Source organism: Synechococcus sp. WH 5701 (assembly GCF_000153045.1).
Taxonomy (GTDB): domain Bacteria; phylum Cyanobacteriota; class Cyanobacteriia; order PCC-6307; family Cyanobiaceae; genus Regnicoccus_A; species Regnicoccus_A antarcticus.
Map to the genome: position 1 here is coordinate 46,143 of NZ_CH724159.1, position 26,085 is coordinate 72,227.

Consider the following 26,085-nt stretch of genomic DNA (forward strand, 5'->3'; position numbering starts at 1 on the left):
TCATGCCAGCGGAGGACAGTGGCGAGAGGACCCTGGAGGGGGGGCGTCCTCCCATGCCCGTGCTCCCCGGTCTATGGGTGTTCGCCCCCAACCGCGACAGCCTGGGTGGGACCTCCTGGCTGCTGGCGCCTCCGGGCCAGGCGCCGCTGCTGATCGATGTGCCGGCCTACACCGCCGCCAACCTTGCCGCTCTGCGCCGTGCCAGTGGCGGCACGATCCTGCTCACCAGCCGCGAGGGCCATGGCCGTTGCCGCCGCTGGCAGGAGGCGCTGGGCTGGCCGGTGCGGCTCCAGGAGCAGGAGGCCTATCTCCTGCCCGGCGTGGCGGGCCTGCGTCCCTTCGGTGATGCACTCGATCTGGGCGGGGGTGTACGGGTGCTCTGGACGCCGGGGACCACCCCGGGGGCCTGCGTGGTCCACGCGGCCGGGGATCTCGACGTGCTCTTCTGCGGCCGCCTCCTGGTGCCGAGTGCTCCTGGTGCGGCCCGTCCGCTACGCACGGCCCGCACCTTTCACTGGGGCCGGAAGGGGCGCAGCCTCGAAGCACTGGTCCGCTGGCTGCCGCCCGGTTCCCCCCGTTGGATCGCCAGCGGAGCGGGTCTGGGGGCCCTGCACGGGGAGAAGCTGATCGACGGAGGCCGCGCTCTGCTGGATGGCCTGCTGGATCGTCCCTGAGGCTCCGCTGGGCGGCCGATGGGGCCGGAATGGGTGCGTTCGGGGCTGATTCGGCCCCAAACCGTTGTTCAGACGGGGTTTTTGGTTGCCCGGACCGCCCTTCCCCCATACGATTGGCGCGCTGTACCGTTCCGGCGCCGGCGAGAGGGTGTTTTTCCGCTCCGCCCAGCTCCCGCATTCTCCTGAAGGTTTTCGCCCCCGATGAACAAAGCTGATCTCGTCAACCTCGTTGCGGTTCGCACCGAATTGACCAAGACCGAAGTGTCCAAGGTCGTCGACGCCGCGATCGAGACGATCGTCGACTCCGTCGTGGAAGGCAAGAAGGTTTCGATCCTGGGCTTCGGCTCCTTCGAGGCCCGCGAGCGCTCCGCCCGCCAGGGCCTCAACCCCAAGACCGGCGAAAAGATCAAGATCCCCGCCAAGCGCGTGCCGGCCTTCACGGCCGGCAAGCAGTTCAAGGACAAGGTCCAGAGCTGAGCCCTGGGGCTTCCTCTCCCTTCCCGGCTCGAACACCTGATCGAGGCGGCCGACCGGCGCCGCCTCCAGGGACCCACTGGGCGGTTCGCCCCATCCCCGAGCGGCCCGTTACACCTGGGCAACCTGCGCACGGCCCTGCTGGCCTGGCTGCAGGCCCGCCTGAGCGGTGGCCGCTTTTTGTTGCGCCACGACGACCTCGACCTCCCGCGCCAGCGCCCGGGGGCGATCGAGGCGATCGAGGCCGATCTGAGCTGGCTGGGGATCACCTGGGATGGACAGCCGCTGCGCCAGAGCGAGCGCACGGGGTTTTATGCGTCGGTGCTTTCGGCGTTTCGCCGCGGCGGGGCCCTCTATCCCTGCCGCTGCAGCCGTCGGATGCTGGCGGATCTCTCTGCCCCCCACGGCGGCTGGCCGCTCTATCCGGGCACCTGCCGGGATCAAGCCGTGGGCTGGGGGCCTCGGCAGGGCCGGCTGCCCAGCTGGCGACTGAGACTGGAGCCTGGACTCTTGCGCTGGCGGGAGGAGATCGGTCCCGAGGGCTGTCTGGAGGCGGCCACGCAGGTGGGCGATGTGGTGCTCCGCCGGGCTGATGGCTTCCTCGCCTATCACCTCACCTCAGCCGTGGACGACCTGCTGCTGGCGGTGACCACCGTGGTGCGGGGCGCTGACCTCTGGCGTTCCACGGCGCCGCAGGTGGCGGTGAGCGAGCGGTTGGGGCGGCCGTTTGCCACCTCTTGGCATGTGCCCCTCTGGCTGGATGAGCGTGGGCAGCGGCTGGCCAAGCGGCAGGCGGCTCTGGGGCTGGAGCCCCTGCGGCAGGAGGGGCTCGATGCGGCGGCGGTGATCGGCCGGATGGCGGCCAGCCTGGAGCTGGTGCCCACCGGCAGCCGCCTGAGCGCGGCGGAGCTGCTGCAGGAGATGGATCTTGCGAGCCTGCAGGTTCAGCTGCGTCGAGGGGCCGAAGGGCTGGGAACTCTTAAGGAAGGTTTCGGGATCAAATGCCCGACTTTGAGATCAGACTGATCAACTACGCACCGGAGCATTTCCGTGTCCAGCTCCAGTCCGGAACGTCTCGTCAGTCCGGAGCGCTTCTCTCAAAAACATCCAGATCGTGAAGGAGTTCCGCCACGGGTGGTGGTGTCTTTCCCCGGCGCACTTGAAGCAGCCTCCGATCTTCGTGCTCCCGAGTCCTACCCCCACGTTCTCACCCATCCAGCCCGTCCGTCCACGTCGGTGAGCGGCTCAGCACAGATGGTTTCCAAGCGCTGCAGCCACTGTGGTGGCAGTGGGGTGCTGCGCCTAGGCGGGCACAGCTTCCGCACCTGCCTTGACTGCCTCGGCCAGGGCAGCCTTGCTGATCATCTGGCCGCCCCCCGCGACATCAGCGCTGCCTGAGTTTTTTCTGGCGCCAGATGAAGAAGGCCGCTGTGGCCACCACCACCCCCAGGGGCAAGGCGGTGAGCAGCAGCAGGATCACGGCGGTCCAGTCGGTGTACATGACTGCTCAAGGGAACAGACCCCATCATCCCAGCCACCAGGTGCCCCTGGCCCTCAGCAGATTCGGGGCAACAATTCGCCCCGGCCCAGCTCCAGGGGGCGGCGCACCCCCAGGGAGGTTTCCAGCAGCAACGCCTCCCCTCCGATCCGGCCGATGACCGCGGCGCTCGACTGCTCGTGGCGCAGCAGTTTCAGGGCATCCTGCGCCTGAGACGCCGGCAACATCATCACGAAGCGCCCCTCGCTGGCCATGGTGAGCGGATCGAGGCCCAGCAGCTCGCAGGCCGTGGCCACGGCGGCATGGACCGGTACCACCGCCTCGTGCACCAGGCCCCCCAGGCCGGCGTCGCGGCAGAGCTCATGCAGGGCGGCCGCCAGTCCACCACGGGTGAGGTCGCGCAGGGCATGCAGCTCCAGGCCGGCTGCCAGCAACGCCTGGACGCTGCCGTGCAGCGGGGCCAGATCACTCTCCAGGCTGGTGCTGAATCCCAGCTCCTCCCTGGCCGCCAGGATGGCCAGGCCGTGGCGGCCCAGGTCGCCACTCACCAGGATCGCGTCGCCGCTGCGGATCGCGGACGGCCCGATCGACACGCCGGCAGGAATCCGTCCGATCCCAGCGGTGGTCATGAACAGGCCGTCGGCCTTGCCCCTCTCCACCACCTTGGTGTCTCCCGTGACCACCGACACACCACAGCGGGCCGCGGCGGCAGCGGCGGAGCTCAGCACCCGGCTCAGGATGCTCAGGGGCAGCCCTTCCTCCAGGATCAGGCCGAGGCTGAGGGCCAGGGGTGTGGCCCCCAGCATCGCCAGATCGTTGACGGTGCCGAACACCGCCAGTGCGCCGATGTCACCGCCGGGAAACTCCAGGGGCCGCACCACATGACCGTCGGTGCTGAAGGCCAGCTCTCCGGCCTCTGTCGTCAGGCTGGCGGCGTCGAGCAGCACGCCGTCTGTGGCTCCCAGGGCCGGCAGGATCACCTGCTCCAGCAGCCGCTGGCTGAGTAGCCCACCGCCCCCGTGGCCGAGCAGAACCACCGCGCCGTCATCGGCACTGATGGGACAGGGGAAGTCCAGCGGTGCGGCCATGGATCAGCTCCGGGAGCGGTAGCGCCAGTAGGCGGCGCAGGCCCCTTCCGCCGACACCATCGGGGCTCCCAGGGGGCGCTCGGGTGTGCAGCCCCGGCCGAAGCGGGGACAGGCATCGGGGCGGGCTAACCCCTGCAGCACCCGGCCGCTGATGCAGCCTTGGGCGTCGGTGTCGGTGTCGGTGCCTGGCCGGGCCGCCGGCAGGAAGCGCCGTGCCGCGTCGAGGCTGTCGTAGGGAGGGCGCAGACACAGCCCGCTGTCGGGCAGCACCCCCAGGCCGCGCCAGTGCTGGTCGCAGGTCGTGAACACCTGTGAGATCAGGGCGCGGGCGGAGGCATTGCCCTCCCCCGCGCCGGCCCGTGGGTAGGCGTCCTCCACCCGGGCCTTGCCGTGCTCCAGCTGCCGTACGGCTCGCAGCATCCCCTCCAGCAGGTCGTGCGGTTCGAAGCCGCTGATCACGATCGGCACCCCGTAACGCGCCGCGATCGGCACGTACTCCTGGCTGCCCATCACGGTGCAAACATGACCCGCGGCCAGAAAGCCCTGCACCCGGCCTTCCGGCGCGGCCAGGATCGCCTCCATCGCCGGCGGCACCCGCACGTGTGACACCAGCAGGCTGAGGTTCCGTGCGCCACTGCTCCAGGCCTGGTGGGCGAGCAGGGCGGTGGCCGGGGCGGTGGTTTCGAAGCCCACCGCGAGGAACACCACCTGCCGCTCGGGATGAGACCTCGCCAGAGCCAGCACGTCGAGGGGTGCGGTCACCACGCGCACGTCGGCTCCGCTGGCGCGGGCTTCGAGCAGGTGGGAAGGGCCCGTTCCCGGCACCCGCAACATGTCGCCGTAGGAGCAGAGGATCACCTCCGGCAGGGCCGCCAGCTGAAGGGCCCGATCGATCGTCTCCGCCGCAGTGACGCAGACCGGACAGCCGGGCCCATGGATCAGCTCCAGCTGCGGGGGGATCAGCTGATCGAGGCCGTGGCGCAGGATCGCGTGGGTCTGGCCGCCGCAGACCTCCATCAGCGTCCAGCTCCTGCTGATCTCGGCGTGCAGCGCGTCGAGCAGCCGCTGCACCTGCTGCCGCTGACGGTGGAGGGGGCTGCCGCTCATGGACCCCAGGCCATGCCCATCGGATCAGCGGAGATGGCCCGCAGGTACTGGGCCCGCTCGAAGCTGGCGGGGTCGGGGCAGCGCTGCTGGCTCATGCAACCCAGCAGTTCCCGGGCGGAGCCATGGCCATGCTCCTCCAGCCAGTGGCTCAACTCGGCGGTCAGCGTCTGGAGGTGCTGCGGGCCGTGGCGCAGCAGCGCCGACACCACCATCGTCACGCTGGCGCCCACCATCAGCATCCGCACCACGTCGGTGCCATGGCTGATGCCGCCGCTGGCGGCGAACTCCAGGGGAACCCGCCCGTGCAACAGGGCGATCCAGCGCAGGGGAAGCCGCTGATCCGCCGCTGAACTGAGCAGCAGGTTCGCGCGAGGCTCAAGGGTCTCGATGTCGATGTCGGGCTGGTAGAAGCGGTTGAACAGCACCAGGGCGCGGGCTCCGGCGGCCTGCAGTTGATGGGCCAGGTGGCTGAGATTGGTGTAGTAGGGGCTGAGCTTCACCGCCACGGGCAGGCTGGTGGCGGTGCAGACGCTGCGCACGATCTCCACCTGGGCCGCTTCCATGGCGTTGGCGTCCAGGCTGCGGTCGGTGGGGACCGCATAGAGATTGAGCTCGATCGCCGCGGCCCCGGCCTGCTCCACCGCCCGGGCGATCTCTTCCCAGTGCCCCTCCTCTGTGCCGTTGAGGCTGGCGATGATGGGGATATCGACCCGCCGTCGGGCGGTTTCGATCTCGTGGAGATACCCCTCAACCCCAAGGTGACGGGGCTCGAGGTTGGGCTGATAGCTGAGGGCTTCGGGGTAACTCTCGCTGCCCTGATGCCGATGGTGCTCCCAGTCCTGCCAGTCGCGCTCGATCTGCTCCAGGAAGAGGGAGTGGAGCACCACCGCCGCAGCCCCGGCCTCGGCCAGGCGCGGGATGTGGTCGGGGTCGCCGCTCAGGGGGGCGGCGGCTCCCACCACGAGGGGGGAGGCCAGGGGCAGGCCGAGGTAATGGCTGCTGAGGTCGGGGCCGCTCATGGTTCCGCCATCCGCTCGTAGCGCTCCCAGCGCTGGCGGGCCTCCTGCTGGGCCTGGTGGGTGAGGGTCCGTGCCTGATCCGGATGGCTGTAGGTCAGCAGGCGGAACCGGTTCTCGCTGGCCATCGCTTCCGCCATCGGCAGCGTCGGGGCCCGCGAATCCAGGATCAGGGGGTTCTCGCCCCGCTCGACGCGGCGGGGGTCGTGGCGGTAGAGCAGCCAGCGCCCGGAGTCCACCGCCCGCTTCTGCTGCGTCATGCCCTGGGCCATGTCGATGCCATGGGCGATGCAGTGGGAGTAGGCCAGGATCAGCGAGGGACCTGGGAAGGATTCAGCCTCGAGAAATGCCCTGAGGGTGTGCTCGTCGCGGGCGCCCATCGCCACGCTAGCTACGTAGACGTGGCCGTAGGACATCGCCATCAGCCCCAGATCCTTCTTGGCGGTGGTCTTGCCGCCGCTGGCGAACTTGGCCACGGCGCCCAGGGGGGTGGCCTTCGACATCTGGCCGCCGGTGTTGGAGTACACCTCGGTGTCGAGCACCAGGATGTTGACGTCGGTGCCGCTGGCCAGCACGTGGTCGATGCCGGCGGAGCCGATGTCGTAGGCCCAGCCGTCGCCTCCGATCAACCAGACGCTCCGCTTGACCAGATCGTCGGCCAGGGAGAGCAGGGTGCGGGCGGCCTCGGCGCGGGAGGGCTCCAGCAGGGAGCGCAGCTCCGCCACCCGCAGCCGCTGCTCGTGGATGCCCGCTTCGTCGCTCTGATCCGCCTCGATCAGGGCCGTTGCCAGCGCCCCCGGCACCCAGGCCCCGCTCCCGGCGGCGAGCTCGTGCAGCAGCTGCTGCGCCATCGCCCGGCGCTGGTCGAAGGCAAGACGGAAGCCGAGACCGAATTCCGCGTTGTCCTCGAACAGGGAGTTGCTCCAGGCGGGGCCTCGGCCTTCACCATTGGCACTCCACGGGGTGGTGGGCAGGTTGCCGCCGTAGATCGAGGAGCAGCCGGTGGCGTTGGCCACCACCATGCGGTCACCGAACAGCTGGCTGGCGAGCTTGATGTAGGGGGTCTCGCCGCAGCCACCGCAGGCGCCGGAGAACTCGAACAGGGGTTCCTGCAGCTGCTGCTGGCGGATGTGGCGGAGGTCGAGGTCGCGCCGGTCCGGGCTGGGCAGGCCCAGGGCGTAGTCCCAGTGACTGCGCAGCTTCTCCCGCAAGGGGCGTTGCGGGGCCATGTTGATCGCCTTGTGCCGCGGCTCGGTGCGGTCGCGGGCCGGGCAGACCTCCACGCACAGACCGCAACCGGTGCAGTCTTCGCCGGCCACCTGGAGGGTGAAGCTGAGGCCGCTCCAGTGGGGGTCACGGGCGGCCGTGCTCGCGAAGCCCTCCGGTGCGTCCGCCAGGGCAGCCGGCTCGACCACCTTGGCCCGGATTGCGGCGTGGGGACAGACCATCACGCACTTGCCGCATTGCACGCAGATGTCGTCGTCCCACACCGGGACCGATTCGGCGATGTTGCGCTTCTCCCAGCGGGCCGTGCCGGAGGCGAAGGTGCCATCCGGAGGCAGGGCACTCACCGGCAGGCGGTCCCCCTGGCGTGCCAGCTGCGGCGCGATCAGTTCACGCACCCATGCCGGGGCTGAGGCCAGGGGGTCCGGTAGAGCCTTCCGTTCGGTGCTCGCCACGCCCTCGCCCACCGCTCCGATCGGCACCGGCCTCAGGCGGCTCAGGGCCATGTCGACGGCCGCCAGATTGCTGCGCACCACCCGCTCACCCTTGCCGCCGTAGCTGTGGCGGATCGCGCCGCGGATCGCCTCGAGGGCCTGCTCCTGCGGCATCACCCCGGCGGCGGCGAAGAAGGCCACCTGCATCACGGTGTTGATCCGCCCCCCCAGACCGAGTTCCCGGGCGATCGCCGAGGCCTCGATCGCCAGCACCTTGAGATCGCGCTCGACGATCCGCTCCTGCACCGCCCGGGGCAGCCGCGGCCACACCTGCTCTGCCGGCCAGGGACTGTTCAGCAGCAGGGTGGCCCCTGGCAGAGCTTCCGCCAGCAGATCGAAGCGCTCGAAGAAGTCCCAGTGGTGGCAGGCCACCAGGCGGGCCTGGCGCACCAGGTGGGTGGAGCGGATCGGCTCCGGTCCGAAGCGCAGGTGGGAGACCGTGACCGCCCCCGACTTCTTGGAGTCGTAGACGAAGTAGCCCTGGGCGTGCAGCGCAGTGGCCGCCCCGATGATCTTGATGGTGGACTTGCTGGCCCCCACCGTGCCGTCGGAGCCGAGTCCATACAGGATTGCGGCGAAGGGCGCGCCTGGGTCGCCGCCGGCTTGGTGGTCAGCATCCCTGCCGCTGTCGTCCTCCAGCGGCAGGGAGCGGTGGGTCACGTCGTCGTCGATGCCGACGGTGAAGGGGTTGGGGCTGTCGGGTCGCTCCAGGGCCGCGAACACCGCCCGCACCATGGCCGGCGTGAACTCCTTCGAGGCCAGGCCGTAGCGGCCGCCCAGCAGGCGCGGCAGGGGTGAGCCCGTCCAGCCCTCGCGCAGGGCATTGGAGACATCGAGGTAGAGGGGCTCGCCGCCGCTGCCCGGTTCCTTGCAGCGATCGAGCACCGCGATCGACCGGGTCGTGGCCGGCAGGGCCCGCAGCAGGCGAGCGCCATCGAACGGCCGATACAGCCGCACCTTCAGCACCCCCACCCTGGTGCCGCTGGCCGTGAGCGCGTCGACGGTCTCATGGGCCGTTTCGCAGCCCGACCCCATCAGCACGAGCACCCGTTCGGCCTCTGGATGGCCGTGGTACTCGAAGAGCTCATAGGCGCGTCCGCTCAGGGCGGCGAAGGCGTCCATCGCCTCCTGCACCAGGCCGGGTGCGGCGTCGTGGAACGGATTGGCGGCCTCACGGGCCTGGAAGGCCACGTCGGGGTTCTGGCTGGTGCCGCGGATCACCGGGTGATCGGGGCTGAGCCCGCGCCCGCGGTGGGCGGTGATCAGCTCTTCGGGGATCAGCGCGCGCAACAGGTCGTCCTCGATCAGCTCCACGGTCTGCAGTTCGTGGGAGGTGCGGAAGCCGTCGAAGAAGTGCACCACGGGCAGGCGGCTGCGCAGGCTGGCCAGGCTGGCGATGGCGGCGAAATCACCGGTCTCCTGCACCGAGGACGAACAGAGCAGGGCGCAGCCCGTGCCGCGCACGGCCATCACGTCGCTGTGGTCACCGAAGATCGAGAGGGCCTGGCCCGCGAGGGCGCGGGACGCCACGTGAACCACTGTGGCGGTGAGCTCCCCGGCGATCTTGTAGAGGTTGGGCAGCATCAGCAGCAACCCCTGGGAGGCGGTGAAGGTGGTGGTGAGTGCACCGGCCTGCAAGGCGCCGTGCAACACACCCGCGGCCCCGCCCTCGCTCTGCATCTCCACCACCCGGGGCACCGTTCCCCAGAGGTTTGGCCGACCCTCGGCGGCCCAGCCATCGGCCCATTCCCCCATCGGCGAGGCCGGCGTGATCGGATAGATCGCCATCACCTCGTTCAGCCGGTAGGCGACGCGGGCCACCGCTTCGTTGCCATCGAGGGTTGCCCGGGTCATCTGTTCGGCTCCGCCATGACGATCACCTCCTCAGGGTTGGACGATGCTCAGGGCGAAGCCCACGTGCACCAGCAGCTGGTCGCCCACAACCGCCTCGGGCACACAGGCCAGGCTCACCTCGCGGCGTACGCCCGAGAACTCCACCAGGCCCATGCGCCACAGGGCGGGGTCCTCCTCGGGACGATCCGCTGGTCGGCGATCCTCGATCCGGATCAGCTCCCCCGCTATGGCCAGACACATCGGACCCTCCGTCAGGGCGTGGCCCCCGCGGGCCTTCCCCGGTTCTAGCCAGAGCGGCCGAGGCTGACCGCCATCAGCTGACCCAGGGCGAGGCCGCCGTCGTTGCAGGGAATCCGCCGGGGCCAGAGCGGCTCGATGCCAGCGCGCCGCAGGCCCTTCACCGCTAGGGCGAGCAACAACCGGTTCTGAAAGCAGCCGCCACCCAGCAGCAGCCGCTCCAGGTCCAGTTGCACCGCCAGGGCCACCAGCGCGTCGGCCAGGGCCTGGTGGAAGGCCAGGGCGATGGCCTCCGGTGCCACTCCCCTGCGCTGATCTTTGATCAGGTCCTGCAGCAGGGGGTGCCAGTCGAGCAACCAGGGCTCGCTTCCGCTGCCCGGTTCTGTGTGGGTGCGCAGCACCAGCGCGTAGCGCCTCCGGCCGGCGGTGCCGGCATGGCTGGCCGCCGCTTCCAGCTTCAGCGCCGCCTGGCCTTCGAAGCTGCAGCGCTGCTGCAGGCCCAGCAGGGAGGCCACCGCGTCGAACAGGCGACCCACGCTGGAGCACCACGGGCTCTGCAGCCCCTGCTGCAGCATCCGCGAGAGCACCTGCCGCTCCTCGGCGCTGAATGCCGCCATAGAGAGCGTGCCGGTGGCCCGATCCAGCCCTTCCGATCCCCTGGCGGCGAAGAGCAGTCCCAGGGCTGCCCGCCGAGGTTCCCGCATCGCCCGCTCCGCCCCGGGCAGGGGGAAGGGCCGCAGGCGTGCCTCGGCCCTGAAGCCGGACTGCTCGAGCCGCAGCACTTCCCCACCCCAGAGGGTGCCGTCACTTCCCTGACCGGCCCCGTCCCAGGCCACCCCCACCTGGGGCGGGGCGAGGCCATGCTCCGCCAGGCAGGCCAGCAGGTGGGCATGGTGGTGCTGCACCCCCAACGGCACTGGGCAGCCATGGGCCGCCGCCAGCTCGAGGCCGATCCGATGAGAGCGGTAACTGCGGTGCTGATCGACGGCGTAGCCGGCGGGATGCAGGCCGTGGCGTGCCAGAGCGGCATCGAGGCTGCGGCGGAGGTGGGCTTCGCCTGCGGCGCTGTCGAGATCGCCGAGGTGGGGACCCAGCAGTGCGCGCCGGCCCCAACCAAGGGCCAGGGCGCTCTTGAGCTGCCCACCCATCGCCACCTCGCCGGTGGGGGCCTGCGTCTGAGGATCCACTCCAGGCTCACCCCCGCAGGGCAGATCCACGGCGGTGGGCGCGTAGCCGCGGGCATGGCGCAGCAGCATCGGCTCGCCGCAGACCACCTGGGCGATGGAATCATCCACCGGGTTGATGATGGGCCGGTCGTGCACCAGGAAGCCATCGGCCAGGCCGGCCAGCTCTTGCAGGGCTTTGGTCTCGTCGTGACTGAGCGGTTCCCCCGAGCGGTTGCCGCTGGTGGCCACCAACGGCTCTCCCAGCAGCTCCAGCAGCAACAGGTGCAGGGGACTGGAGGGCAGCATCACTCCCAGCCAGGGGTTGCCGGGGGCCACGGCGTCGCACACTCCGGCCTCCCCGCGGCGGCGCAGCAGCACGATCGGCGCCGCCGGGGAGCCGAGCAGCTGGGCTTCGGGCCGGTTCAGGTGGCAGTGGCGCCGCACCCAGGCCAGGTCTGGGGCCATCACCGCGAGGGGTTTCTCAGGGCGGCCCTTGCGCCGCCGCAGCTCGGTCACTGCCGCCTGGCAGCGGGCCCGCACCAGCAGCTGGAAGCCACCGACCCCCTTGAGGGCCACGGTCCGGTTCGCCTTCAGGGCGGCCGCGGCCGCCTGAAGGCAGGGACTGGGTCCCGAAGGATGGGGGCGGCGGGGGTCGCTGAGCCGCTGGCCGCCGGTGTCCCACCAGCTCAGGCGCGGTCCGCAGCGGGGGCAGGCGATCGTCTGGGCATGGCAGCGGCGATCGCTCGGATCGTCGTACTCGGCCTGGCAGGCGGGGCAGAGCGCAAACGCCGCCAGGCTGGTGTGGGCCCGATCGAAGGGCAACGCCCCCATCAGGCTGTAGCGGGGACCGCAGTGGACGCAGCTGATCAAGGCGTAGCCGCAGCGGCGGTTGTCGGGGTCATGGAGCTCGGCGCGGCAGGCCGGGCAGGGGGCCAGATCCGGCTGGATCAGGGCCCAGCGCACGGAGGTGTCCTCGCGCTTGCCTCCAGGGGACTCCATGGGCGCCGCCTGGATCTCGAACCCGGCTTCTCCCTCCACCAGGGGGCGCCGGTGGCGGCGGATCCGATCGATACGGCTGTGGGCCGGGAGCTGCTGTCGCAGCCGTTGCAGCAGGGTGGCGATCGCTTCAGCGGGCCCCTGCAGCTCCAGCAGCACCCCGGCACCGGTGTTGAACACCTGGCCCGAGAGGCCCAGCTCCCGCGCCAGCCGCGCCACCAGCGGCCGGAAGCCCACCCCCTGCACCAGACCCTCGATCTCCAGCTGCAGGCGGCTGATCACACCGGCGCTCCCTGGCGCTGGTGGCTCAGCCAGTGCAGCAGCGGCTCCATGCCGGCGCCGGTGCGGGCCGAGAGCTCGAAAATCCTCGCCTGGGGCGCCACCCCGGCAATGTTCGCGAGTGCCTGGGAGCGATCGAAGCCCACGGCTTCAGCCAGGTCAACTTTGTTGATCACCACCACATCGGCCGACTGGAACAGGGCCGGGTACTTGAGTGGCTTGTCCTCCCCTTCCGTCACCGAGAGCAGCGCCAGCCGCTGCCGCTCGCCCAGATCGAAGGCGGTGGGGCAGACCAGATTGCCCACGTTCTCGATCAGCAGCAGCTCCATCTCGCCTGTGTCGAGCTGATCGAAGGCTCGATTCACCAGGGAGGCTTCGAGATGGCAGAGGTCACCGGTCTGGATCTGAATGGCGCGGGCGCCGGCGGCCCTAAGGCGGCGGGCGTCGTTGTCAGTGGCCAGATCACCCACGATCACCCCCACCGGGCCATGGACCCACTGGCGGGCGAGGCGCTCGAGCAGGGCGGTCTTGCCGGCGCCCGGCCCCGAGAGCACGTTCAGCACCAGCAGGCCGGCGGCGGCGAACCGCTCCCGGTTGCGCTCGGCGTTGCTGTCGTTGCGCTCCAGCAGGTTGTGGCGCAGCTGGAGGGTGCGGCTGGGCTGACCGCAGGAGCAGTGGGAGCACATGGCGGGGCCGGGGGCGTTGTGCTCAGTCTGGAGATCAAGGACGCCCGTGACCGGATCGCTGAATGATCCGCAGCGTCAGTTCTCACTCCTCAGTTCTCGGTCCTGCTAGGAGCGACACGCCCCTGGATGGGGCCGCCCCGTTGTCCATCCCGCTGCCATGGCCCGGCCTTACCAACCCTCGTTGCTGCGCAGCCTGCACGGCACCACGGCCCTGCTGGTGCTGGCCTGCTGGGGCAGTGGTCTGTTGGTGTACAGCCGCTACGACGGCCGCTGGGGCCGTCTGCCGTTCGAGCTGGGCGGCGACTGGATCGATCTCCACGGCAGCGTCGGCGTGGCGCTCTGGCCCCTGGCGCTGCTGTTCGCCCTCTACAGCCTCACCCTCGGCGCCCGCCGCCTGCGGCGCCCAGCCAACGCCGCTGCCCTGCTGGCCCTGGCTCTGGCGGTCGGCAGCGGCAAGCTGATGCAGGAAGACTGGCTGCGGCAGGGCCAACTCCACCACCTGGTGTACGGCCTGCACCTGCTGGCCTGGCTGGTGATCAGCGCCGCGGTGCTCGGCCACCTGGTGTCGGTGCTGGGCACAGGCGGCCTCCCCCTGGCGCGCTCGATGTTCAGCCTGCGCCAGCAGCCCGGCGACCAACCTCGCCACTGGCTGGGGCAGTTGAAGCGCCCGTTCAGCGGGGGGCGCTGATCTATGGACTGATCCCCGGGGCTTCCGCTCAGGACACCTCCAGCCCGATCAGCTCCAGCTCCCGCCCCGCCAGCACCTCCGCCGCCAGGGCCCCGCAGTGCGGGCAGGCCAGGATCACATCCTCGGGCTCGAAAGGCGCTCCGCAGGGCCCGCAGCGGCAGAGGGTGGGCACCACCTCCAGCTCCAGCCGGGCACCGAGGGCCACCTCCTCGGCCATCACCACCTCAAAAGCGAAGCGGAGCGCGTCGGGGTCCACCCCGCAGAGCCGTCCCAGCCGAAGCCGCAGGCAATGAATCCGCCGGGCTCCCTCGGCCGCCGCCGCCTCCAGGGCGATTCGCTGTACCTCCTCCATCAGCGCCAGCTCATGCATCGCCGCACCAGCGCCCCACGGCCGCCAGGGCAGCGGGCAGCAGGGCGGCGGTGGCGGCCGTGAGCTCCGTGCCCAGCTCGCAGCTGTGGGCGCGCACCAGCAGCTGCCAGGCGGGCGGGGTGCGGCCGTAGAGGCGGCCGGCCAGCTGCAGCAGGGCGCTGGGGCTGGCGTGGTGGCTCAGGGGTTGGGGGCCTGGAGACCACCCCGGCAGCCGCTCCAGGGTCCAGCCGGGGTCAGGACAGGCCGCCGCCAGGGCTGCGTCCACGAACAGGACCCGTGCCGCTTCCGCCAAGCGTGATGCCAGCTCGGGGGTGAGCTGGGGGATCGCCAGCACCTCGAGCCCCGGTCGGCTCCAGCCCTCCACCCGCTCAGCGATCAGGAGGCCGACGCCGTCGTCCTGGCGGAGGCCATTGCCCCAGCCGATCAGCAGATCGTGGCGCCGCTGCCACGTATCTGCGCTCACTCCCGCCACCGCTCGCGCAGCAGCTCCCCGTCGGGGCCGAGCAGCTGCACATGCAACGGCATCTGGCCAGCGGCGTGGGTGGAGCACGAGAGGCAGGGATCGAAGCAGCGAATGCCTGCCTCCACCCGGTTGAGCAGACCCTCGGCGATCTCCGGCACGCCGGCATCGGCCGGGCCTGCCTGGATGTATTGGCGGGCGATCTGGGTGATCGTGCGGTTCATCGCCCGGTTGTTCTGGCCGGTGGCGATGATCAGATTCACAGCCTCGATCAGTCCGTCTGAGTCGACGCGGTAGTGGTGAAAGAGGGTGCCGCGGGGTGCTTCGCTCACGCCCACCGCCTCGCGGGCATTCACCCCGGCGTGGGCGCGCACGTGGGTGTCGCACAGGGCGGGATCATCAAGCAGCGCCTCGATCGCCTCCAGGGCGGCGAGGATCTCGATCAACCGGGCCAGGTGATAGAGGAAGGAGCTGGTGACCACCCGGCCGCCGCGCTGGCGCAGCTCCAGCAGCTCCCGGTCGGCCTGCTCGTGGCCGATGCGCTCGCAGACGTTGAGGCGGGCCAGCGGTCCCACCCGGTAGCTGCCCGCTTCAGGGCCCAGCGGTTTGTAATAGGGGAACTTCAGGTAGGTGGAGGGGTCCACCGCTTCGGCCAGGAGGCCGCCCAGCTGCTCGGCGCTGAGACCATCGGCCGGCAGCTCGGCCGTCACCAGGGCGCCCGTGCTGTCGATCAGGCGCAGGCGGCCGCCGTAGTGCTCCCACCGGCCATCCGGCCCCACCAGCCCGATGAACAGGGAGGGAAAGTCGCCGAACACAGCGGCCTCCGCGGCCAGCGGCCCATCCAGCAGGCGTTTGAACAGCTCGAGGGCGCCGCGGGTGGTGGCGACGGCCTCGCTCAGGCGCGAGCGGATCCAGTCGCGGTCGGGTGGCTGCAGCGGACTGCGCACGCCTCCGGGCACCGCCCAGGCCGGATGGATCTTGCGCCCACCCAGCCGCTCGATCACCGCCTGGCCGAACTGGCGCAGACGGATGCCGCCACGGGCCAGCTCGGGATCGGCGGCGATCAGCCCGAACACATTGCGCTGAGCCGGATCGCTGTCCCAGCCGAGCAGGAAATCGGGGCTGCTGAGGTGAAAGAAGGAGAGCGCGTGCGATTGGATGATCTGGGCCAGGTTCATCAGCCTCCGCAGCCGCTCGGCCGCCGGCGGAATCGTGACCACCAGCAGCTGGTCGCCGGTCTTGGCGGCGGCCAGCAGGTGGCTCACCGGGCAGATGCCGCAGATCCGCGCCGTGATCGCGGCCATCTCGCTGAAGGGGCGCCCGACGCAGAAAGCCTCGAAGCCGCGAAATTCCCCCACGTGAAAGTGGGCGCCGGTCACATCGCCGCCGGCATCGAGCTGGATGGAGATCTTGGCGTGGCCTTCGATGCGGGTGACCGGATCGATCAGGATCGTGCGGGTCATGGTTCAGCCGAAACGGATCATCTCCGGACCCTCCATCAGCGGCTGCTCGCCGCGCAGCAGGGCATCGAGAACGGCGCGGATGCGTTCGGCTGGCGGGGGGCAACCCGGCAGAAACAGGTCCACCGGCACCAGCTCATGCACCGGCAGCACCCGCTCCAACAGGTCGGGGACCAGGCCCGGAGCGTGGGGCCACTGGGCGCTGCCGTCGGCCAGCTCCAGGTAGGAGCGATCCAGCACGGCGGCGGGGCCTGCGAGCGGGTTGCGCAGGCCCGGCACGTTGGCGGTGATGGCGCAGTCGCCGAAGGACACCAGCAGGCGGGTGCGCTGGCGCACCTGGTGGATCAGGGCCAGGTTGTCGCTGTTGCCCACGCCCCCCTCCACCAGGGCCACATCCACGGCCTCGGGGTAGGTCTTGGTGTCGGAGGCGATCGGCGAGAAGACCATTTCGATGCGGGGTGCCAGTTCGATCAGCCACTCGTCGAGATCCAGGAACGACATGTGGCAGCCGGAGCAACCCGCCAGCCAGACCGTGGCCAGACGCAGCTTCGGCAGCTTCGCGGGCTGGCTCATGGGGCCTCCTGGCGGGCGTGGCGGGCCCGCTGCAGGGCCGCCAGCCGGCTGGGATCCTCGTGTTTCTCCCCCTCACTGTCGCCCTTGTGGAACAGGGCGCCGGTGGGGCAGACCATCACGCACTTGCCGCAGTCGGTGCAGGCGTCGACGGCGCCCCAGGGCTGATCCAGTCCGGCGATGATCCGGCAGTGCTCCCCCCGCCAGGCCACGTCCCAGACGTGGGCGCCCTCCACTTCGTCGCAGACGCGCACGCAGCGGGTGCAGAGGATGCAGCGGTTGTGGTCGAGCCCGAAGCGCGGGTGGGAGAGGTCGACGGGGCGATCAGGGAAGCGGTAGGGCAGGCGGGCGTGGTCCATGCCCACCTCCACGGCGCGGTCCTGCAGCTCGCAATGGCCGTTGGCCACGCAGACCGCGCAGAGATGGTTGCCCTCGGTGAACAGCAGCTCGATCACGGTCCGCCGGATCTCCCGGAGGCGGGGCGTGGCGGTGTGCACCACCATGCCCTCGCTCACCGGGGTGATGCAGGCCGGCTGAAGCCTGGTGCTGCCCTCGATCTCCACCAGGCAGAGCCGGCAGGCGGCCACGGGCGAGAGCCCCACCAGGTGGCAGAGGGTGGGGATGGCCACACCGGCATCGCGCGCGGCCTCCAGCACCGTGGCGCCGTCGGCGCTAGCCACATCGCGGCCGTCGATGCGCAGGGTGCGCACGCTCATGGTGCCTCCAGCCGGGCGAGGTAGTCGCCGCGGAAGTAACGCAGGGTGCTCAGCATCGGCTTGGGGGCGCTCTGGCCCAGGCCGCAGAGGCTGGTGTCCATCACCATCGCTCCGAGCGTTTCGAGCTGATCGAGGTCGGCCTGGCTGGCCTGGCCAGCCAGGATCTTCTCCAGCAGCCCATGCAGCTGCACGGTGCCGGCGCGGCAGGGCACGCACTTGCCGCACGACTCCTCACGGCAGAAGGCCATGAAATAGGCGGCCAGAGCCACCATGTCGGTGCCCTGGTCGAGCACCACCATGCCGCCGGAGCCCATGATCGTGCCCAGGGCCTGGAGGCTTTCGTAGTCGAGTGGGGTGTCGAGCCGATCGGCTGGCACGCAGCCCCCGGACGGTCCGCCGGTCTGCACGGCTTTGACCGCGGAGCCCTGCGGGCTGCCCTCGCCCATCTCCAGAACGACCGTGGCCAGGCTGGTGCCCATCGGCACTTCCACCAGGCCGCCGCGGCGAACGTGGCCGGTGAGGCTGAACACCTTGGTGCCGCTGCTGCCGGCGGTGCCGATGGCGGCGAACCAGTCGGCGCCTTCCCGCAGGATCGGCGCCACGTTGGCGAAGGTCTCGACGTTATTGATCAGGGTGGGTCTGCCGCCCACGCCGCGCTCAGCGGGATAGGGGGGCCTGGGGCGCGGCGTGCCGCGTTTGCCCTCGATCGAGGCGATCAGTGCCGTTTCCTCGCCGCAGACATAGGCGCCGGCCCCCACCCGCAGCTCCAGCGTGAAGCCGAAACCCGTGCCGAACAGCGCCGCCCCAAGCCGGCCCCGGACCACGGCCTGCTCGATCGCCAGGCGCAGCCGCTCGATCGCCAGCTCGTATTCGGCGCGGATGTAGATGAATCCGTGGTCGGCCCCCACCGCATAGGCGGCGATCGCCATGCCTTCCAGCACCCGATGGGGATCTCCCTCCAGAACGGCGCGGTCCATGAAGGCTCCGGGATCGCCCTCATCGGCGTTGCAGACCACCACCTTCCGGGCCCCGGGCATGCGGGCCACGGTGGCCCATTTCAGACCGGTGGGATAGCCTGCGCCGCCACGGCCGCGCAGGCCGCTGCGCTGCAGTTCCGTCACCACCTGCTCCGGGCTCCAGCCCCGTAGCACCCGCTCCAGCTGGCCGTAGGCCCCCACGGCGATCGCCTGCTCCAGGTCGGTGGGATCGATCAGGCCGCAGTGCTCCAGCACGATCCGCCGCTGACGCTGGAAAAACGGCTCGCTGAGATCCAGGCGCTCGCCCCTGGCGGGGGTCCACTTCAGGGGGGGCGCCTGAGCGGAGTCGCAGTCCTGATGCTGCCGCCGGGCCAGGGCGGCCACCAGGGTTTCGGCGTCCTGCGGGTCCACACCGGCATAGAGATCGCCATCGGGATCGAGGGCCAGCAGGGGCCCCTGGCTGCAGGGGCCCAGGCAGCCCACCGGTCGCAGCTGGATCCGATCGCCCAGTTCACCTCTGGAGATGGCCGTTTCGAGGGCCCCCATCAAGGCGCCGGAGCCCCTGGCCAGGCAGCCGGCCGAGGCGCAGCAGCGCAAGCCGTTCATGGCTCCAGCTCCTTCAGCCAGCGGCGCAGGCCGGCGGGGGTCTGCTGGCGGCCGACGGTGCCGTCGATCAGCACCAGGGGCGCGTCGCTGCAGGTGCCGAGACAGCGCACCTCCGAGAGGCTTGCCCAGCCATCCCCTCGCCTGGCGCCCAGCTTCAGCCCCAGTCCCTCCTCCATGGCGGCGATCAGGGCCGGGGCTCCCTGGATCTGGCAGGCGGTGCCGGTGCAGACCACGCAGCGGTGGCGGGCCGGCGGCTGGAAACGGAAGAGGTGATAGAAGCTGGCGGTTCCCTTGACCCGGCTGAGTGGGAGCTGCAGGCGCGTCGCCACGTGGCGGAGCAAGTCATCGCTCAGGTAGCTGTAGAGCTTCTGGGCGCCATGAAGCACCTCGATCAGGGCATCGGCCCGTCCCTGGGAGCGCAGCAGCAGGGGCTCCAGGGCCGCGAAGGACGCTTCAGGTGCCGCTTCGATGGACCTGTTGCCGGGACCTTTGGTGTAGGCCATGGGAAGCCTTCCCCCTGGAGTTCAGGCTAGGGAGGAGCGCTGTTGCTCCCCACCCTGCCCACCTAACGTGAAGATCTCTTCACAGAGGTTTCCTCTGACTACCGGTCTCACCCGTTTCCTGTACTTCCTTGGACCGGTCTTCATCGTCCTGTCTCACCTCGGTTGCCTGCTGCTGCTGGCCACTGGGCTGAGCCTGGAGGCGGCGAGCTGGGCCCTGGCCCTCTATGTGGTCCGGATGCTGGCCACCACGGCGATCTATCACCGCCTGATCACCCATGGCAGCTACAGAGCGCCCAAGCTGGTGGTCTGGATCGGGGCCCTGGTGGGGGCCTCCGCCGGGCAGATGGGGCCGAGCTGGTGGAAGGCCCATCACCTGGCCCATCACCGCCATGTGGACACGGACCAGGATCCCCATTCGCCCCTGCAGCCCCAGTCAGGACTGCGAGGGTTCTGGCGCTCGCAGGTGGGCTGGCTGCTGCAGCCCTCCTTCTTCCCGGAGCGGCTGCCCGCCGATGTCGAGGCCGACCCGGTGCTGCGCCTGATCGACAGGCTGCATTTCCTGCCCCTGCTCGCTCTGGGTGGCCTGTCGTATGCATTCGGTGGCTTGGAGTGGCTGGCGGCGTTCTGCCTGAGCACAACAGTGCTCTTCCACGGGGTGGCCACGGTGAATTCCCTGGCCCACCTCGCCGGTGATCAGCCCTTCATCACCGACGACATGAGCCGCAACAACGCCTGGGTGGCTCTGATCACGCTCGGGGAGGGCTGGCACAACCTGCATCACGCCTTCCAGTGGTCTGTTCGGCAGGGCTATGGGGTGAGCGGCGGCCGCGTGCAGCGGCTGCCCGATCCCACCTATGCCTTCATCCGCGTCCTGGAGCGCTGTGGCTGGGCCGATCGCCTGCGCTTGCCGGCACCTGATGACCTGCTGGCACGGGCTCGCCCATGAGGTCCCGCCACTGCGCCTGCAGGCCGTGGGGAAGTGGCCGCGGCTTGTAGTCGCGCGGGTCGGGTGGGCCGTGGCGCAGCACTGCATTCACCACCGTGGCGTAATGGCGGCTGCTGTTGACCGCCCCGTGGGGGACGCCAGGGGGGATGCGCACCAGCATCGGTTCGTCTTCCCGCAGGGGAATGAGCACGAGCCTGCCGCCCTCCAGCACCACCAGCTCGAGGGAGCCGCGCAGCAGGATCAGTTGATCGGTCTGGCGGCGGTGACAGAAGAGTGAGACGGGCTGATGGGGGGCGAGATCGGCGATCAGGGTTTCGTCGCTGGGCTGGGCCTGGCTGAAGAGGGCATTGCCTGAGGAGGTCCGCTCCAGCGGCACCAGTTCGACGCGTCGTGTGAGGGCCATGGGGCGGTCCTCTCGGGTTCAATGGATTTGTCAAGATTGTTGACAAATCGCTGCTTCGGTCGGCGCTGCTACTACCGAATCGCCGTTAGGTCAGGGAATGCTGGTGAGGCTTCTGGCGCGCCAGAGGCTGGGGAATGGGGGAACGGGCCGTGCTGGATTCGAACCAGCGACCGTGCGATTAGAAGTCGCATGCTCTATCCAGCTGAGCTAACGGCCCACCGCATCAGCCTAGATTGGGCCGCTGCGCAACTTGCTCGATGGCGGCCTCCCGGCTCAGTGACGCCCAGAAACAGGAGCTGGTGCAGCGATGGCGGGCTGGAGCATCCAGCGCCGCCCTCGCCGATGGCTTCGGCTGCAGCCCCAACACCGTGACCCGGGTGGTGAAAGGCGCCCTCGACCCCGAGCTCTACGAGCAGCTCAAGAAGGAGCGTGGCCGCCCCGTGGGCCAGTTGGAGGCGCCCCTGGAGACGACCATGCCGGAAGCCGCGCCCAGTCCGGAGGCCGTGCCCAGTCCGGAGGTCGCGCCTAGTCCGGAGGTCGCGCCCATGCTTGAGCCGGCCTTCCAGGCGCCTGCCGCCAACGGGAATGCGGACGACGACCTCGACCCGTTGAACGTCCTCGACAACGACCCCGACGACGACGGCTCCGGCCCCGGTGTGCTGGCGATCGACGACGCCGATGACTTCGGTGAGGACGCCGAGGGCGAGGACGGCGACGACGGCGAGAGCGACGACGGCGACGGGGATGACACCGATGCCGAAGGCAATGTCTTCACCATGGTGCCGGTGGTGGCGGGCGCCAACCTCGGTTCGGGGCTTCAGGAGGGCTCGGCCGTGGTCTGTCAGCCGCTGGAGAGCGCGCCCCTGCCCGCCAGCTTGTACATGCTGGTGGACAAGACGGTCGAGCTGCAGGCTCGTCCCCTCAGTGATTTCCCCGAGCTCGGCGCCCTCCCCGACGACGAGCAGGCGCGCCAGGCCCTGGTGGTGTTCGCCAATCCGCGCCAGGCCAAGCGTCAGTGCGGCCGCACCCAGCGGGTGATCAAGATGCCCGACAGCCAGGTGATTCAGCGCACGGCCACCTATCTGGTGGGGCAGGGCATCACACGGGTGGTGCTGGAAGGAGCGCTCTACGCTCTCCCCGGCGGTTAATCCCGGCGGGGCAGGAGCAGGGCGGTGGCGCTGCCGCCGCTGATCACCCCTGCCGCCAGCGCCAGCCCCACCAGGAAGCCGCTGGGCAGGGGCGCGCTGCGGCCGATGCCCAGCCGCAGGCTCGGGCGCTCCTCCAGGTTCTGGGCGCCGAGGCAGAGGATCAGCAGCAGCAGCAGACCGCCGCCGAGGCTGGTGAGCAACAGGCGCAGGCGCAGCAGCATGGCCAAGACGGAGGGGAGTGGAGCAGCTTGACCCTCAGCATGGTCCATCCAGCGCTGGCGGCGCTCACTCCGGTTGGTGCAGCAGGGCGTAGAGGCTGCGGCGGGAGAGGCCGGTCTCAGCGGCAAGCTGGCGGGCCGCATCACTGGCGCTCAGGCCTGAAGCCACCTTCCCGCGCAGCTCTTCGGTCAGCTCGGCGTCACTGCGCAGCGCTGGTTGCTCCGGCGTGGCACCGCCGATCACCAGGGTGCACTCCCCACGGGGCGGCACCCGCCGGAAGTGCTCCAGGGCGGCGCCCACGCTGGGCCCGATCTGCTGTTCATGGCGTTTGGTCAGCTCCCGCGCCACCTGCATAGGCCGGTCGCCCAGGGTGACGAGCAGGTCGTCGAGCAGCTCGATCAGCCGATGGGGCGCCTCGAACAGCACCAGCGTGCGCTCCTCCGCCGCCAGCTCCTGGAGCCGCTGGCGGCGCTGGCTGGCCTTGGCCGGCAGGAACCCCTCGAAGCAGAAGCGGCCACTGGGCAGGCCGCTGCTCACCAGGGCCGTGGTCACCGCGCAGGGGCCGGGCACGCAGATCACCGCATGGCCGCCGGCGCGGGCGGCCGCCACCAGTGCCTCGCCGGGATCGGAGATGCCCGGCAGGCCCGCATCGCTGATCACCGCCAGGCTTTCGCCCGCGGTCAGGGCTGCGAGCAGCTCAGGGATGCGGGCGGTCTGGTTGTGCTGGTGAAAGCTGAGCAGACGGCTGCGGATGCCCAGGCCGGCCAGCAGCTGGCCGCTATGGCGGGTGTCTTCGCAGGCGATGCGATCCACCCCCTCCAGGACCCGCCGGGCCCGGGGGGAGAGATCCCCGAGGTTGCCGATCGGTGTTCCCACCAGGTACAGCACCCCTGAGGCGGGTTCGCTGGCTTGCTCCACAATGCGGCTCTGTCCGACCCTGGCCGTGACCATGATGGCTGCCCCCTGCCTGCCCGCCGGCCTCGATCTCGAGGAGCTGCTGGTGCTCTTGCGGCGCCTGTGCTGGGAGTCGGGGTCGATTCTGCGGGCCTACGCCCGCGGCGAGCAGCCCCCCTTTGGCTATGGCGCGGCCCTGAGCGTCGATGAAGGCGGCGAGGGGCCAGTGACGGCGGCTGATCTGGCGGTGAACCAGCACCTGCTCGAGGGCCTCGCTCAGGCTTTTCCCGATGCCCCCTGGACCCTGCTGAGCGAGGAGACCGCCAAGGAGCAACTCAGCGCCGGCGTGCCCCTCGAGGCCGACTGGCTCTGGATCCTCGATCCCCTGGATGGCACCAAGGATTTCCTCCAGGGCACCGGCGAATATGCGGTGCATCTGGCGCTGGTGCATCAGGGCCAGCCGGTGCTCGGGGTGGTGCTGCTGCCTGAGAAGGAGGAGCTCTGGTTCGGTCTGGTGGGCGCGGCGGCTGAGGAGTTGATCGGTGGCGCCTGGCGGGAGAATCCGGCCGGCGAGCACTTCGCGCCCCAGCTCAGTGAACGCCGTGAGCCGGGAGAGCTGGTGCTGGTGGCCAGCCGTAACCACCGGGATCAGCGCCTGGAGCAGCTGGTGCAGGCGCTGGAGCTGGGCTCCTCGCTGGCGGTGGGCAGCGTGGGTTGCAAGGTGGCCACGATCCTACGCGGCGAAACCGACCTTTACCTCTCACTTTCAGGCCGCAGCGCCCCGAAGGACTGGGACATGGCGGCGCCGGAAGCGGTGCTGCGGGCGGCGGGCGGGGCCTTCAGCCACGCCGATGGCCGCCCTCTTCACTACAACAAGGGTGACGGATTGCAGGCCGGTTGCCTGATCGCCAGCCATGGTCTGGCCCATGCCGAACTGTGTGAGCGGGCCGCCGCCGCCATGGCGCGAATCGATCCGGGTTTCGAGCTCTGATCAGGGGGCTGGCTGAGATCCAGCAAAAAACCGCCTCACCAGGGGTGAAAGCGGCTGAGAGCTTGTCAGTGATCAAGAGCACTGAGGTTTGACGTTTGATCAGGCCCGGCTGATCAGAGACTTCATCAGGTCACAGGCTTGATCAGGCCACAGGCACCGTCTCCTGGGCCACGCCCCGCAGGGTGAGGTTGATGCGGCCGCGGTTGTCGATTTCGCGCACCCGCACGGTCACGGCGTCGCCCACTTTGATGACATCTTCCACCTTCTCCACGCGTGCTTCCGAGAGCTGGGAGATGTGGATCATGCCCTCCTTGCCGGGGAGAATCTCCACGAAGGCGCCGATCGGAATGATCCGGGTGACGGAGCCGTTGAACATCTCCCCTTCGCTGACGCGGCGGGTGAGACCTTCGATGATCCGCTGAGCTTCCTCAGCGGCGGCGCCGTCGTGGCTGGCGATCGTGACGATGCCGCCGTCTTCGATGTCGATCTTGGTGTTGGTGCGCTCGGTGATGCCCTTGATCGTGCGGCCGCCGGGGCCGATCACGGTGCCGATCAGTTCCGGGTCGATGCGGAAGCTGAGCAGGCGCGGGGCATGGGGGGAGAGCACATTGCGGGGCTTGCCGATCGCCTCGAGCATCTTCTCGAGGATGTGCAGCCGGGCAGGGCGGGCCTGGTTGACGGCCTCGGCGATGGTGCTCACCGCCAGACCGCTGATCTTCATGTCCATCTGCAGGGCGGTGATGCCCTTCTCGGTGCCGGCCACCTTGAAGTCCATGTCGCCGAGGAAATCCTCGATGCCCTGGATGTCGGTGAGGATGCGCACCTCATCGCCCTCCTTGATCAGGCCCATGGCGGCGCCGCTCACGGGCGCCTTGAGCGGCACGCCGGCATCCATCAGGGCCAGGGTGCTGCCGCACACCGAGCCCATCGAGGTGGAGCCGTTGGAGCTGAGGCACTCCGAGACCACCCGCAGCACGTAGGGGAAGCTCTCCTTGGGGGGAAGCACGGGCACGATCGCCCGCTCGGCCAGGGCGCCGTGGCCCACCTCGCGGCGGCCGGGGGAGCGCATCGGCCGGGTTTCACCGACCGAATAGGGCGGGAAGTTGTAGTGGTGCAGGTAGGTCTTCTCACCCATGGGGTTGAGATCGTCCATCTCCTGGGCATCGCTGGGGGTGCCGAGGGTGGCGGTGGACAGCACCTGGGTGAGCCCGCGCTGGAACAGGCCGGAGCCATGCACCCGCTTGGGCAGCACACCCACGGCGGCGCTGATCGGGCGCACCTCATCGAGGTTGCGGCCATCGACCCGTTTGCCCTCGCTGAGGATCTGGGCGCGCATCAGCTTCTTGGTGATGCCCTTGTAGGTGTTGCCGAGGGCCTTGCCGGCGGCGGCCACGCGGATCGGATCGTCGTCGGAGAGGCCGGCGATCTTCTGGGCCACGTCGGCCTTGATGACATCAAGCTGGGCGTCGCGCTCGGCCTTGGTGAGGCTGAACTGCTTGAGCACCTCACCGATGCCGGCGCCGCATTCCTGCTCCAGGAAGGCCGGCAGGGCAGGGTCCTGAACCTGGGGTTCGGGGAACACCTGTTCGATGCCGAGGTCGGCGAGAAGCTTCTGCTGGGCCTTGATCAGTTCGCCCACGGCTTCGTAGCCGAAGTCGATCGCTTCGATCACGTCCTGTTCGGGCAGCTGGTTGGCGCCCGCTTCCACCATCACCACACCGGTGGGGGTGCCGGCCACCACCAGATCCAGCTCGCTGCGCTCGATCTCGCGGTAGCTGGGGTTGAGCACGAAGTCGTCGCCGAGCAGGCCGACGCGCACGGCTGCCATCGGGCCGCTGAAGGGGATCTTCGCCAGCAGGGTGGCGATCGAGGCGCCGGTGACCGCCAGCACATCGGGCGGCACCCGCTCATCCAGCGACAGGCAGGTGGCCACCACCTGCAGGTCGTCGCGCAGCCAGGAGGGGAACAGGGGCCGCAGGGGCCGGTCGATCAGGCGGGTGGTGAGGATGGCGCGCTCGGGCGGGCGGCCTTCGCGGCGGAAGAAGCTGCCCGGGATGCGGCCGGCGGCGTAGAGGCGCTCCTCGTAATCACAGGTGAGCGGGAGAAAGTCGATCCCTTCGCGTCCCTTGGAGCGGGTGGCCGTGACCAGCACGGCGGTGTCCCCGCATTCGACCAGCACTGAACCCCCGGCTTGGGGGGCATACAAACCTGTGGTCAGCCGGATCTCCCGACCATCGAAGGAGACCGTCTGAATCTGTCCTGGCACGTCGTCTTATGTCCGTTTTTTATCACGCACCATTCTCGCATTCGGGCCTGCCGGGGCCTGGCGGCGCAAAAAAGG

26 protein-coding genes and 1 tRNA gene are annotated in these 26,085 nt (G+C 70.0%); 8 read left to right on the top strand and 19 right to left on the bottom strand.

The annotated features are described in order from the left end of the window. The first annotated feature begins 2 nt into the window (after window positions 1-2). The 4 genes from WH5701_RS01055 to WH5701_RS17365 all read left to right on the top strand — a co-directional run bounded on the left by WH5701_RS01055 (window position 3) and on the right by WH5701_RS17365 (window position 2,546). Window positions 3-674, top strand: a complete 672-nt coding sequence (locus tag WH5701_RS01055) for a hypothetical protein (RefSeq protein ID WP_037979950.1) — start codon at window positions 3-5, stop codon at window positions 672-674. Window positions 675-875: 201 nt separating this feature from the next. Then, window positions 876-1,151, top strand: a complete 276-nt coding sequence (locus tag WH5701_RS01060; RefSeq protein WP_006170026.1) for an HU family DNA-binding protein — start codon at window positions 876-878, stop codon at window positions 1,149-1,151. Window positions 1,152-1,154: 3 nt separating this feature from the next. Then, window positions 1,155-2,174 carry a tRNA glutamyl-Q(34) synthetase GluQRS gene (gene gluQRS / locus WH5701_RS01065; RefSeq protein WP_083781793.1) on the top strand — a complete coding sequence of 340 codons (1,020 nt, stop codon included), beginning with the start codon at window positions 1,155-1,157 and terminating at the stop codon, window positions 2,172-2,174. Between the two features lie 228 nt (window positions 2,175-2,402). Next, window positions 2,403-2,546, top strand: coding sequence for a hypothetical protein (locus tag WH5701_RS17365; RefSeq protein ID WP_006170028.1), 144 nt, complete (start codon window positions 2,403-2,405; stop codon window positions 2,544-2,546). Between the two features lie 156 nt (window positions 2,547-2,702). Here the strand turns inward: WH5701_RS17365 and hypE are convergent, their stop codons facing one another. Genes hypE through hypB form a run of 7 tightly spaced genes read right to left on the bottom strand, consistent with a single transcriptional unit; the run spans window position 2,703 to window position 12,793 of the window. Continuing rightward, window positions 2,703-3,734, bottom strand: a complete 1,032-nt coding sequence (gene hypE / locus WH5701_RS01070; protein ID WP_006170030.1) for a hydrogenase expression/formation protein HypE — start codon at window positions 3,732-3,734, stop codon at window positions 2,703-2,705. Window positions 3,735-3,737: 3 nt separating this feature from the next. Then, a complete protein-coding gene (gene hypD, locus WH5701_RS01075) occupies window positions 3,738-4,841 on the bottom strand; it encodes a hydrogenase formation protein HypD (RefSeq protein ID WP_006170031.1) in 1,104 nt (367 codons plus the stop codon). After that, complete coding sequence (locus tag WH5701_RS01080; RefSeq protein WP_006170032.1) at window positions 4,838-5,860, bottom strand: dihydroorotate dehydrogenase-like protein; 1,023 nt, start codon at window positions 5,858-5,860, stop codon at window positions 4,838-4,840. The genes hypD and WH5701_RS01080 overlap by 4 nt, the downstream gene beginning before the upstream one ends. After that, window positions 5,857-9,429 (bottom strand): pyruvate:ferredoxin (flavodoxin) oxidoreductase, encoded by a 3,573-nt coding sequence (gene nifJ, locus WH5701_RS01085; protein WP_006170033.1) that lies wholly within the window; start codon window positions 9,427-9,429, stop codon window positions 5,857-5,859. Before nifJ ends, WH5701_RS01080 begins: the two co-directional genes overlap by 4 nt. Window positions 9,430-9,459: 30 nt before the next feature. Further along, window positions 9,460-9,669, bottom strand: a complete 210-nt coding sequence (locus WH5701_RS01090; RefSeq protein ID WP_006170034.1) for a HypC/HybG/HupF family hydrogenase formation chaperone — start codon at window positions 9,667-9,669, stop codon at window positions 9,460-9,462. 44 nt (window positions 9,670-9,713) lie between these two features. After that, window positions 9,714-12,110 (bottom strand): carbamoyltransferase HypF, encoded by a 2,397-nt coding sequence (gene hypF / locus WH5701_RS01095; protein ID WP_006170035.1) that lies wholly within the window; start codon window positions 12,108-12,110, stop codon window positions 9,714-9,716. After that, window positions 12,107-12,793 (bottom strand): hydrogenase nickel incorporation protein HypB, encoded by a 687-nt coding sequence (hypB, locus tag WH5701_RS01100; protein ID WP_006170036.1) that lies wholly within the window; start codon window positions 12,791-12,793, stop codon window positions 12,107-12,109. Before hypB ends, hypF begins: the two co-directional genes overlap by 4 nt. A gap of 157 nt (window positions 12,794-12,950) precedes the next feature. Here hypB and WH5701_RS01105 point away from each other — a divergent pair, with 157 nt between their 5' ends. After that, on the top strand, window positions 12,951-13,481 hold the full coding sequence (locus WH5701_RS01105) for a cytochrome b/b6 domain-containing protein (RefSeq protein ID WP_006170037.1): 531 nt from the start codon (window positions 12,951-12,953) through the stop codon (window positions 13,479-13,481). 28 nt (window positions 13,482-13,509) lie between these two features. On the opposite strand, the gene hypA is transcribed toward WH5701_RS01105, so the two are convergent. The 7 genes from hypA to WH5701_RS01140 are packed head-to-tail and all read right to left on the bottom strand — an operon-like array spanning window position 13,510 to window position 19,143. Next, the gene (gene hypA / locus WH5701_RS01110) at window positions 13,510-13,851 is read right to left on the bottom strand and encodes a hydrogenase maturation nickel metallochaperone HypA (protein ID WP_006170038.1); all 342 of its coding nucleotides are present in this window, start codon (window positions 13,849-13,851) and stop codon (window positions 13,510-13,512) included. After that, on the bottom strand, window positions 13,844-14,314 hold the full coding sequence (locus WH5701_RS17880; protein WP_050751361.1) for a hydrogenase maturation protease: 471 nt from the start codon (window positions 14,312-14,314) through the stop codon (window positions 13,844-13,846). The genes hypA and WH5701_RS17880 overlap by 8 nt, the downstream gene beginning before the upstream one ends. Next, complete coding sequence (locus tag WH5701_RS01120; protein WP_006170040.1) at window positions 14,311-15,774, bottom strand: Ni/Fe hydrogenase subunit alpha; 1,464 nt, start codon at window positions 15,772-15,774, stop codon at window positions 14,311-14,313. The genes WH5701_RS17880 and WH5701_RS01120 overlap by 4 nt, the downstream gene beginning before the upstream one ends. A 3-nt stretch (window positions 15,775-15,777) precedes the next feature. Next, window positions 15,778-16,344: an oxidoreductase gene (locus tag WH5701_RS01125; protein ID WP_006170041.1), complete on the bottom strand. Its 567-nt coding sequence runs from the start codon at window positions 16,342-16,344 to the stop codon at window positions 15,778-15,780. Continuing rightward, window positions 16,341-17,057 (bottom strand): bidirectional hydrogenase complex protein HoxU, encoded by a 717-nt coding sequence (gene hoxU, locus WH5701_RS01130; RefSeq protein WP_006170042.1) that lies wholly within the window; start codon window positions 17,055-17,057, stop codon window positions 16,341-16,343. Before hoxU ends, WH5701_RS01125 begins: the two co-directional genes overlap by 4 nt. Continuing rightward, window positions 17,054-18,640: a NuoF family protein gene (locus WH5701_RS01135; protein ID WP_006170043.1), complete on the bottom strand. Its 1,587-nt coding sequence runs from the start codon at window positions 18,638-18,640 to the stop codon at window positions 17,054-17,056. Before WH5701_RS01135 ends, hoxU begins: the two co-directional genes overlap by 4 nt. Then, complete coding sequence (locus WH5701_RS01140; protein ID WP_006170046.1) at window positions 18,637-19,143, bottom strand: NAD(P)H-dependent oxidoreductase subunit E; 507 nt, start codon at window positions 19,141-19,143, stop codon at window positions 18,637-18,639. The genes WH5701_RS01135 and WH5701_RS01140 overlap by 4 nt, the downstream gene beginning before the upstream one ends. Before the next feature lie 67 nt (window positions 19,144-19,210). Here WH5701_RS01140 and WH5701_RS01145 point away from each other — a divergent pair, with 67 nt between their 5' ends. Next, a complete protein-coding gene (locus WH5701_RS01145) occupies window positions 19,211-20,089 on the top strand; it encodes an acyl-CoA desaturase (protein ID WP_006170047.1) in 879 nt (292 codons plus the stop codon). Here WH5701_RS01145 and WH5701_RS16465 read toward each other — a convergent pair. Further along, complete coding sequence (locus WH5701_RS16465; protein WP_006170049.1) at window positions 20,004-20,492, bottom strand: cupin domain-containing protein; 489 nt, start codon at window positions 20,490-20,492, stop codon at window positions 20,004-20,006. The genes WH5701_RS01145 and WH5701_RS16465 overlap by 86 nt on opposite strands. A gap of 143 nt (window positions 20,493-20,635) precedes the next feature. Next, window positions 20,636-20,709: transfer RNA gene (locus WH5701_RS01155), tRNA-Arg, on the bottom strand. Between the two features lie 40 nt (window positions 20,710-20,749). Between WH5701_RS01155 and WH5701_RS01160 the strand changes: the two genes are divergently transcribed. Beyond that, the gene (locus tag WH5701_RS01160) at window positions 20,750-21,640 is read left to right on the top strand and encodes a helix-turn-helix domain-containing protein (protein ID WP_006170052.1); all 891 of its coding nucleotides are present in this window, start codon (window positions 20,750-20,752) and stop codon (window positions 21,638-21,640) included. On the opposite strand, the gene WH5701_RS01165 is transcribed toward WH5701_RS01160, so the two are convergent. After that, the gene (locus WH5701_RS01165) at window positions 21,637-21,861 is read right to left on the bottom strand and encodes a hypothetical protein (protein ID WP_006170053.1); all 225 of its coding nucleotides are present in this window, start codon (window positions 21,859-21,861) and stop codon (window positions 21,637-21,639) included. The genes WH5701_RS01160 and WH5701_RS01165 overlap by 4 nt on opposite strands. Before the next feature lie 64 nt (window positions 21,862-21,925). Next, window positions 21,926-22,810: a 16S rRNA (cytidine(1402)-2'-O)-methyltransferase gene (rsmI, locus tag WH5701_RS01170; protein WP_006170054.1), complete on the bottom strand. Its 885-nt coding sequence runs from the start codon at window positions 22,808-22,810 to the stop codon at window positions 21,926-21,928. Here rsmI and WH5701_RS01175 point away from each other — a divergent pair. Next, on the top strand, window positions 22,809-23,744 hold the full coding sequence (locus tag WH5701_RS01175) for a 3'(2'),5'-bisphosphate nucleotidase CysQ (RefSeq protein WP_006170055.1): 936 nt from the start codon (window positions 22,809-22,811) through the stop codon (window positions 23,742-23,744). The two genes, rsmI and WH5701_RS01175, sit on opposite strands and share 2 nt — an antisense overlap. Before the next feature lie 142 nt (window positions 23,745-23,886). On the opposite strand, the gene WH5701_RS01180 is transcribed toward WH5701_RS01175, so the two are convergent. Then, window positions 23,887-26,010, bottom strand: coding sequence for a polyribonucleotide nucleotidyltransferase (locus WH5701_RS01180; RefSeq protein WP_037979357.1), 2,124 nt, complete (start codon window positions 26,008-26,010; stop codon window positions 23,887-23,889). Window positions 26,011-26,085: the final 75 nt, after the last annotated feature.

What these genes read in the sequence shown, in the direction of transcription:
- WH5701_RS01055 (WP_037979950.1), top strand. Translation starts at nt 3, where the DNA reads ATGCCAGCGGAGGACAGTGGCGAGAGGACCCTGGAGGGGGGGCGTCCT.
- WH5701_RS01060 (WP_006170026.1), top strand. Translation starts at nt 876, where the DNA reads ATGAACAAAGCTGATCTCGTCAACCTCGTTGCGGTTCGCACCGAATTG.
- WH5701_RS17365 (WP_006170028.1), top strand. Translation starts at nt 2,403, where the DNA reads ATGGTTTCCAAGCGCTGCAGCCACTGTGGTGGCAGTGGGGTGCTGCGC.
- hypE (WP_006170030.1), bottom strand. Translation starts at nt 3,734, where the DNA reads ATGGCCGCACCGCTGGACTTCCCCTGTCCCATCAGTGCCGATGACGGC.
- hypD (WP_006170031.1), bottom strand. Translation starts at nt 4,841, where the DNA reads ATGAGCGGCAGCCCCCTCCACCGTCAGCGGCAGCAGGTGCAGCGGCTG.
- WH5701_RS01080 (WP_006170032.1), bottom strand. Translation starts at nt 5,860, where the DNA reads ATGAGCGGCCCCGACCTCAGCAGCCATTACCTCGGCCTGCCCCTGGCC.
- nifJ (WP_006170033.1), bottom strand. Translation starts at nt 9,429, where the DNA reads ATGACCCGGGCAACCCTCGATGGCAACGAAGCGGTGGCCCGCGTCGCC.
- WH5701_RS01090 (WP_006170034.1), bottom strand. Translation starts at nt 9,669, where the DNA reads ATGTGTCTGGCCATAGCGGGGGAGCTGATCCGGATCGAGGATCGCCGA.
- hypB (WP_006170036.1), bottom strand. Translation starts at nt 12,793, where the DNA reads ATGTGCTCCCACTGCTCCTGCGGTCAGCCCAGCCGCACCCTCCAGCTG.
- WH5701_RS01105 (WP_006170037.1), top strand. Translation starts at nt 12,951, where the DNA reads ATGGCCCGGCCTTACCAACCCTCGTTGCTGCGCAGCCTGCACGGCACC.
- hypA (WP_006170038.1), bottom strand. Translation starts at nt 13,851, where the DNA reads ATGCATGAGCTGGCGCTGATGGAGGAGGTACAGCGAATCGCCCTGGAG.
- WH5701_RS01120 (WP_006170040.1), bottom strand. Translation starts at nt 15,774, where the DNA reads ATGACCCGCACGATCCTGATCGATCCGGTCACCCGCATCGAAGGCCAC.
- WH5701_RS01125 (WP_006170041.1), bottom strand. Translation starts at nt 16,344, where the DNA reads ATGAGCCAGCCCGCGAAGCTGCCGAAGCTGCGTCTGGCCACGGTCTGG.
- hoxU (WP_006170042.1), bottom strand. Translation starts at nt 17,057, where the DNA reads ATGAGCGTGCGCACCCTGCGCATCGACGGCCGCGATGTGGCTAGCGCC.
- WH5701_RS01135 (WP_006170043.1), bottom strand. Translation starts at nt 18,640, where the DNA reads ATGAACGGCTTGCGCTGCTGCGCCTCGGCCGGCTGCCTGGCCAGGGGC.
- WH5701_RS01140 (WP_006170046.1), bottom strand. Translation starts at nt 19,143, where the DNA reads ATGGCCTACACCAAAGGTCCCGGCAACAGGTCCATCGAAGCGGCACCT.
- WH5701_RS16465 (WP_006170049.1), bottom strand. Translation starts at nt 20,492, where the DNA reads ATGGCCCTCACACGACGCGTCGAACTGGTGCCGCTGGAGCGGACCTCC.
- WH5701_RS01160 (WP_006170052.1), top strand. Translation starts at nt 20,750, where the DNA reads ATGGCGGCCTCCCGGCTCAGTGACGCCCAGAAACAGGAGCTGGTGCAG.
- WH5701_RS01165 (WP_006170053.1), bottom strand. Translation starts at nt 21,861, where the DNA reads ATGCTGCTGCGCCTGCGCCTGTTGCTCACCAGCCTCGGCGGCGGTCTG.
- WH5701_RS01175 (WP_006170055.1), top strand. Translation starts at nt 22,809, where the DNA reads ATGATGGCTGCCCCCTGCCTGCCCGCCGGCCTCGATCTCGAGGAGCTG.
- rsmI (WP_006170054.1), bottom strand. Translation starts at nt 22,810, where the DNA reads ATGGTCACGGCCAGGGTCGGACAGAGCCGCATTGTGGAGCAAGCCAGC.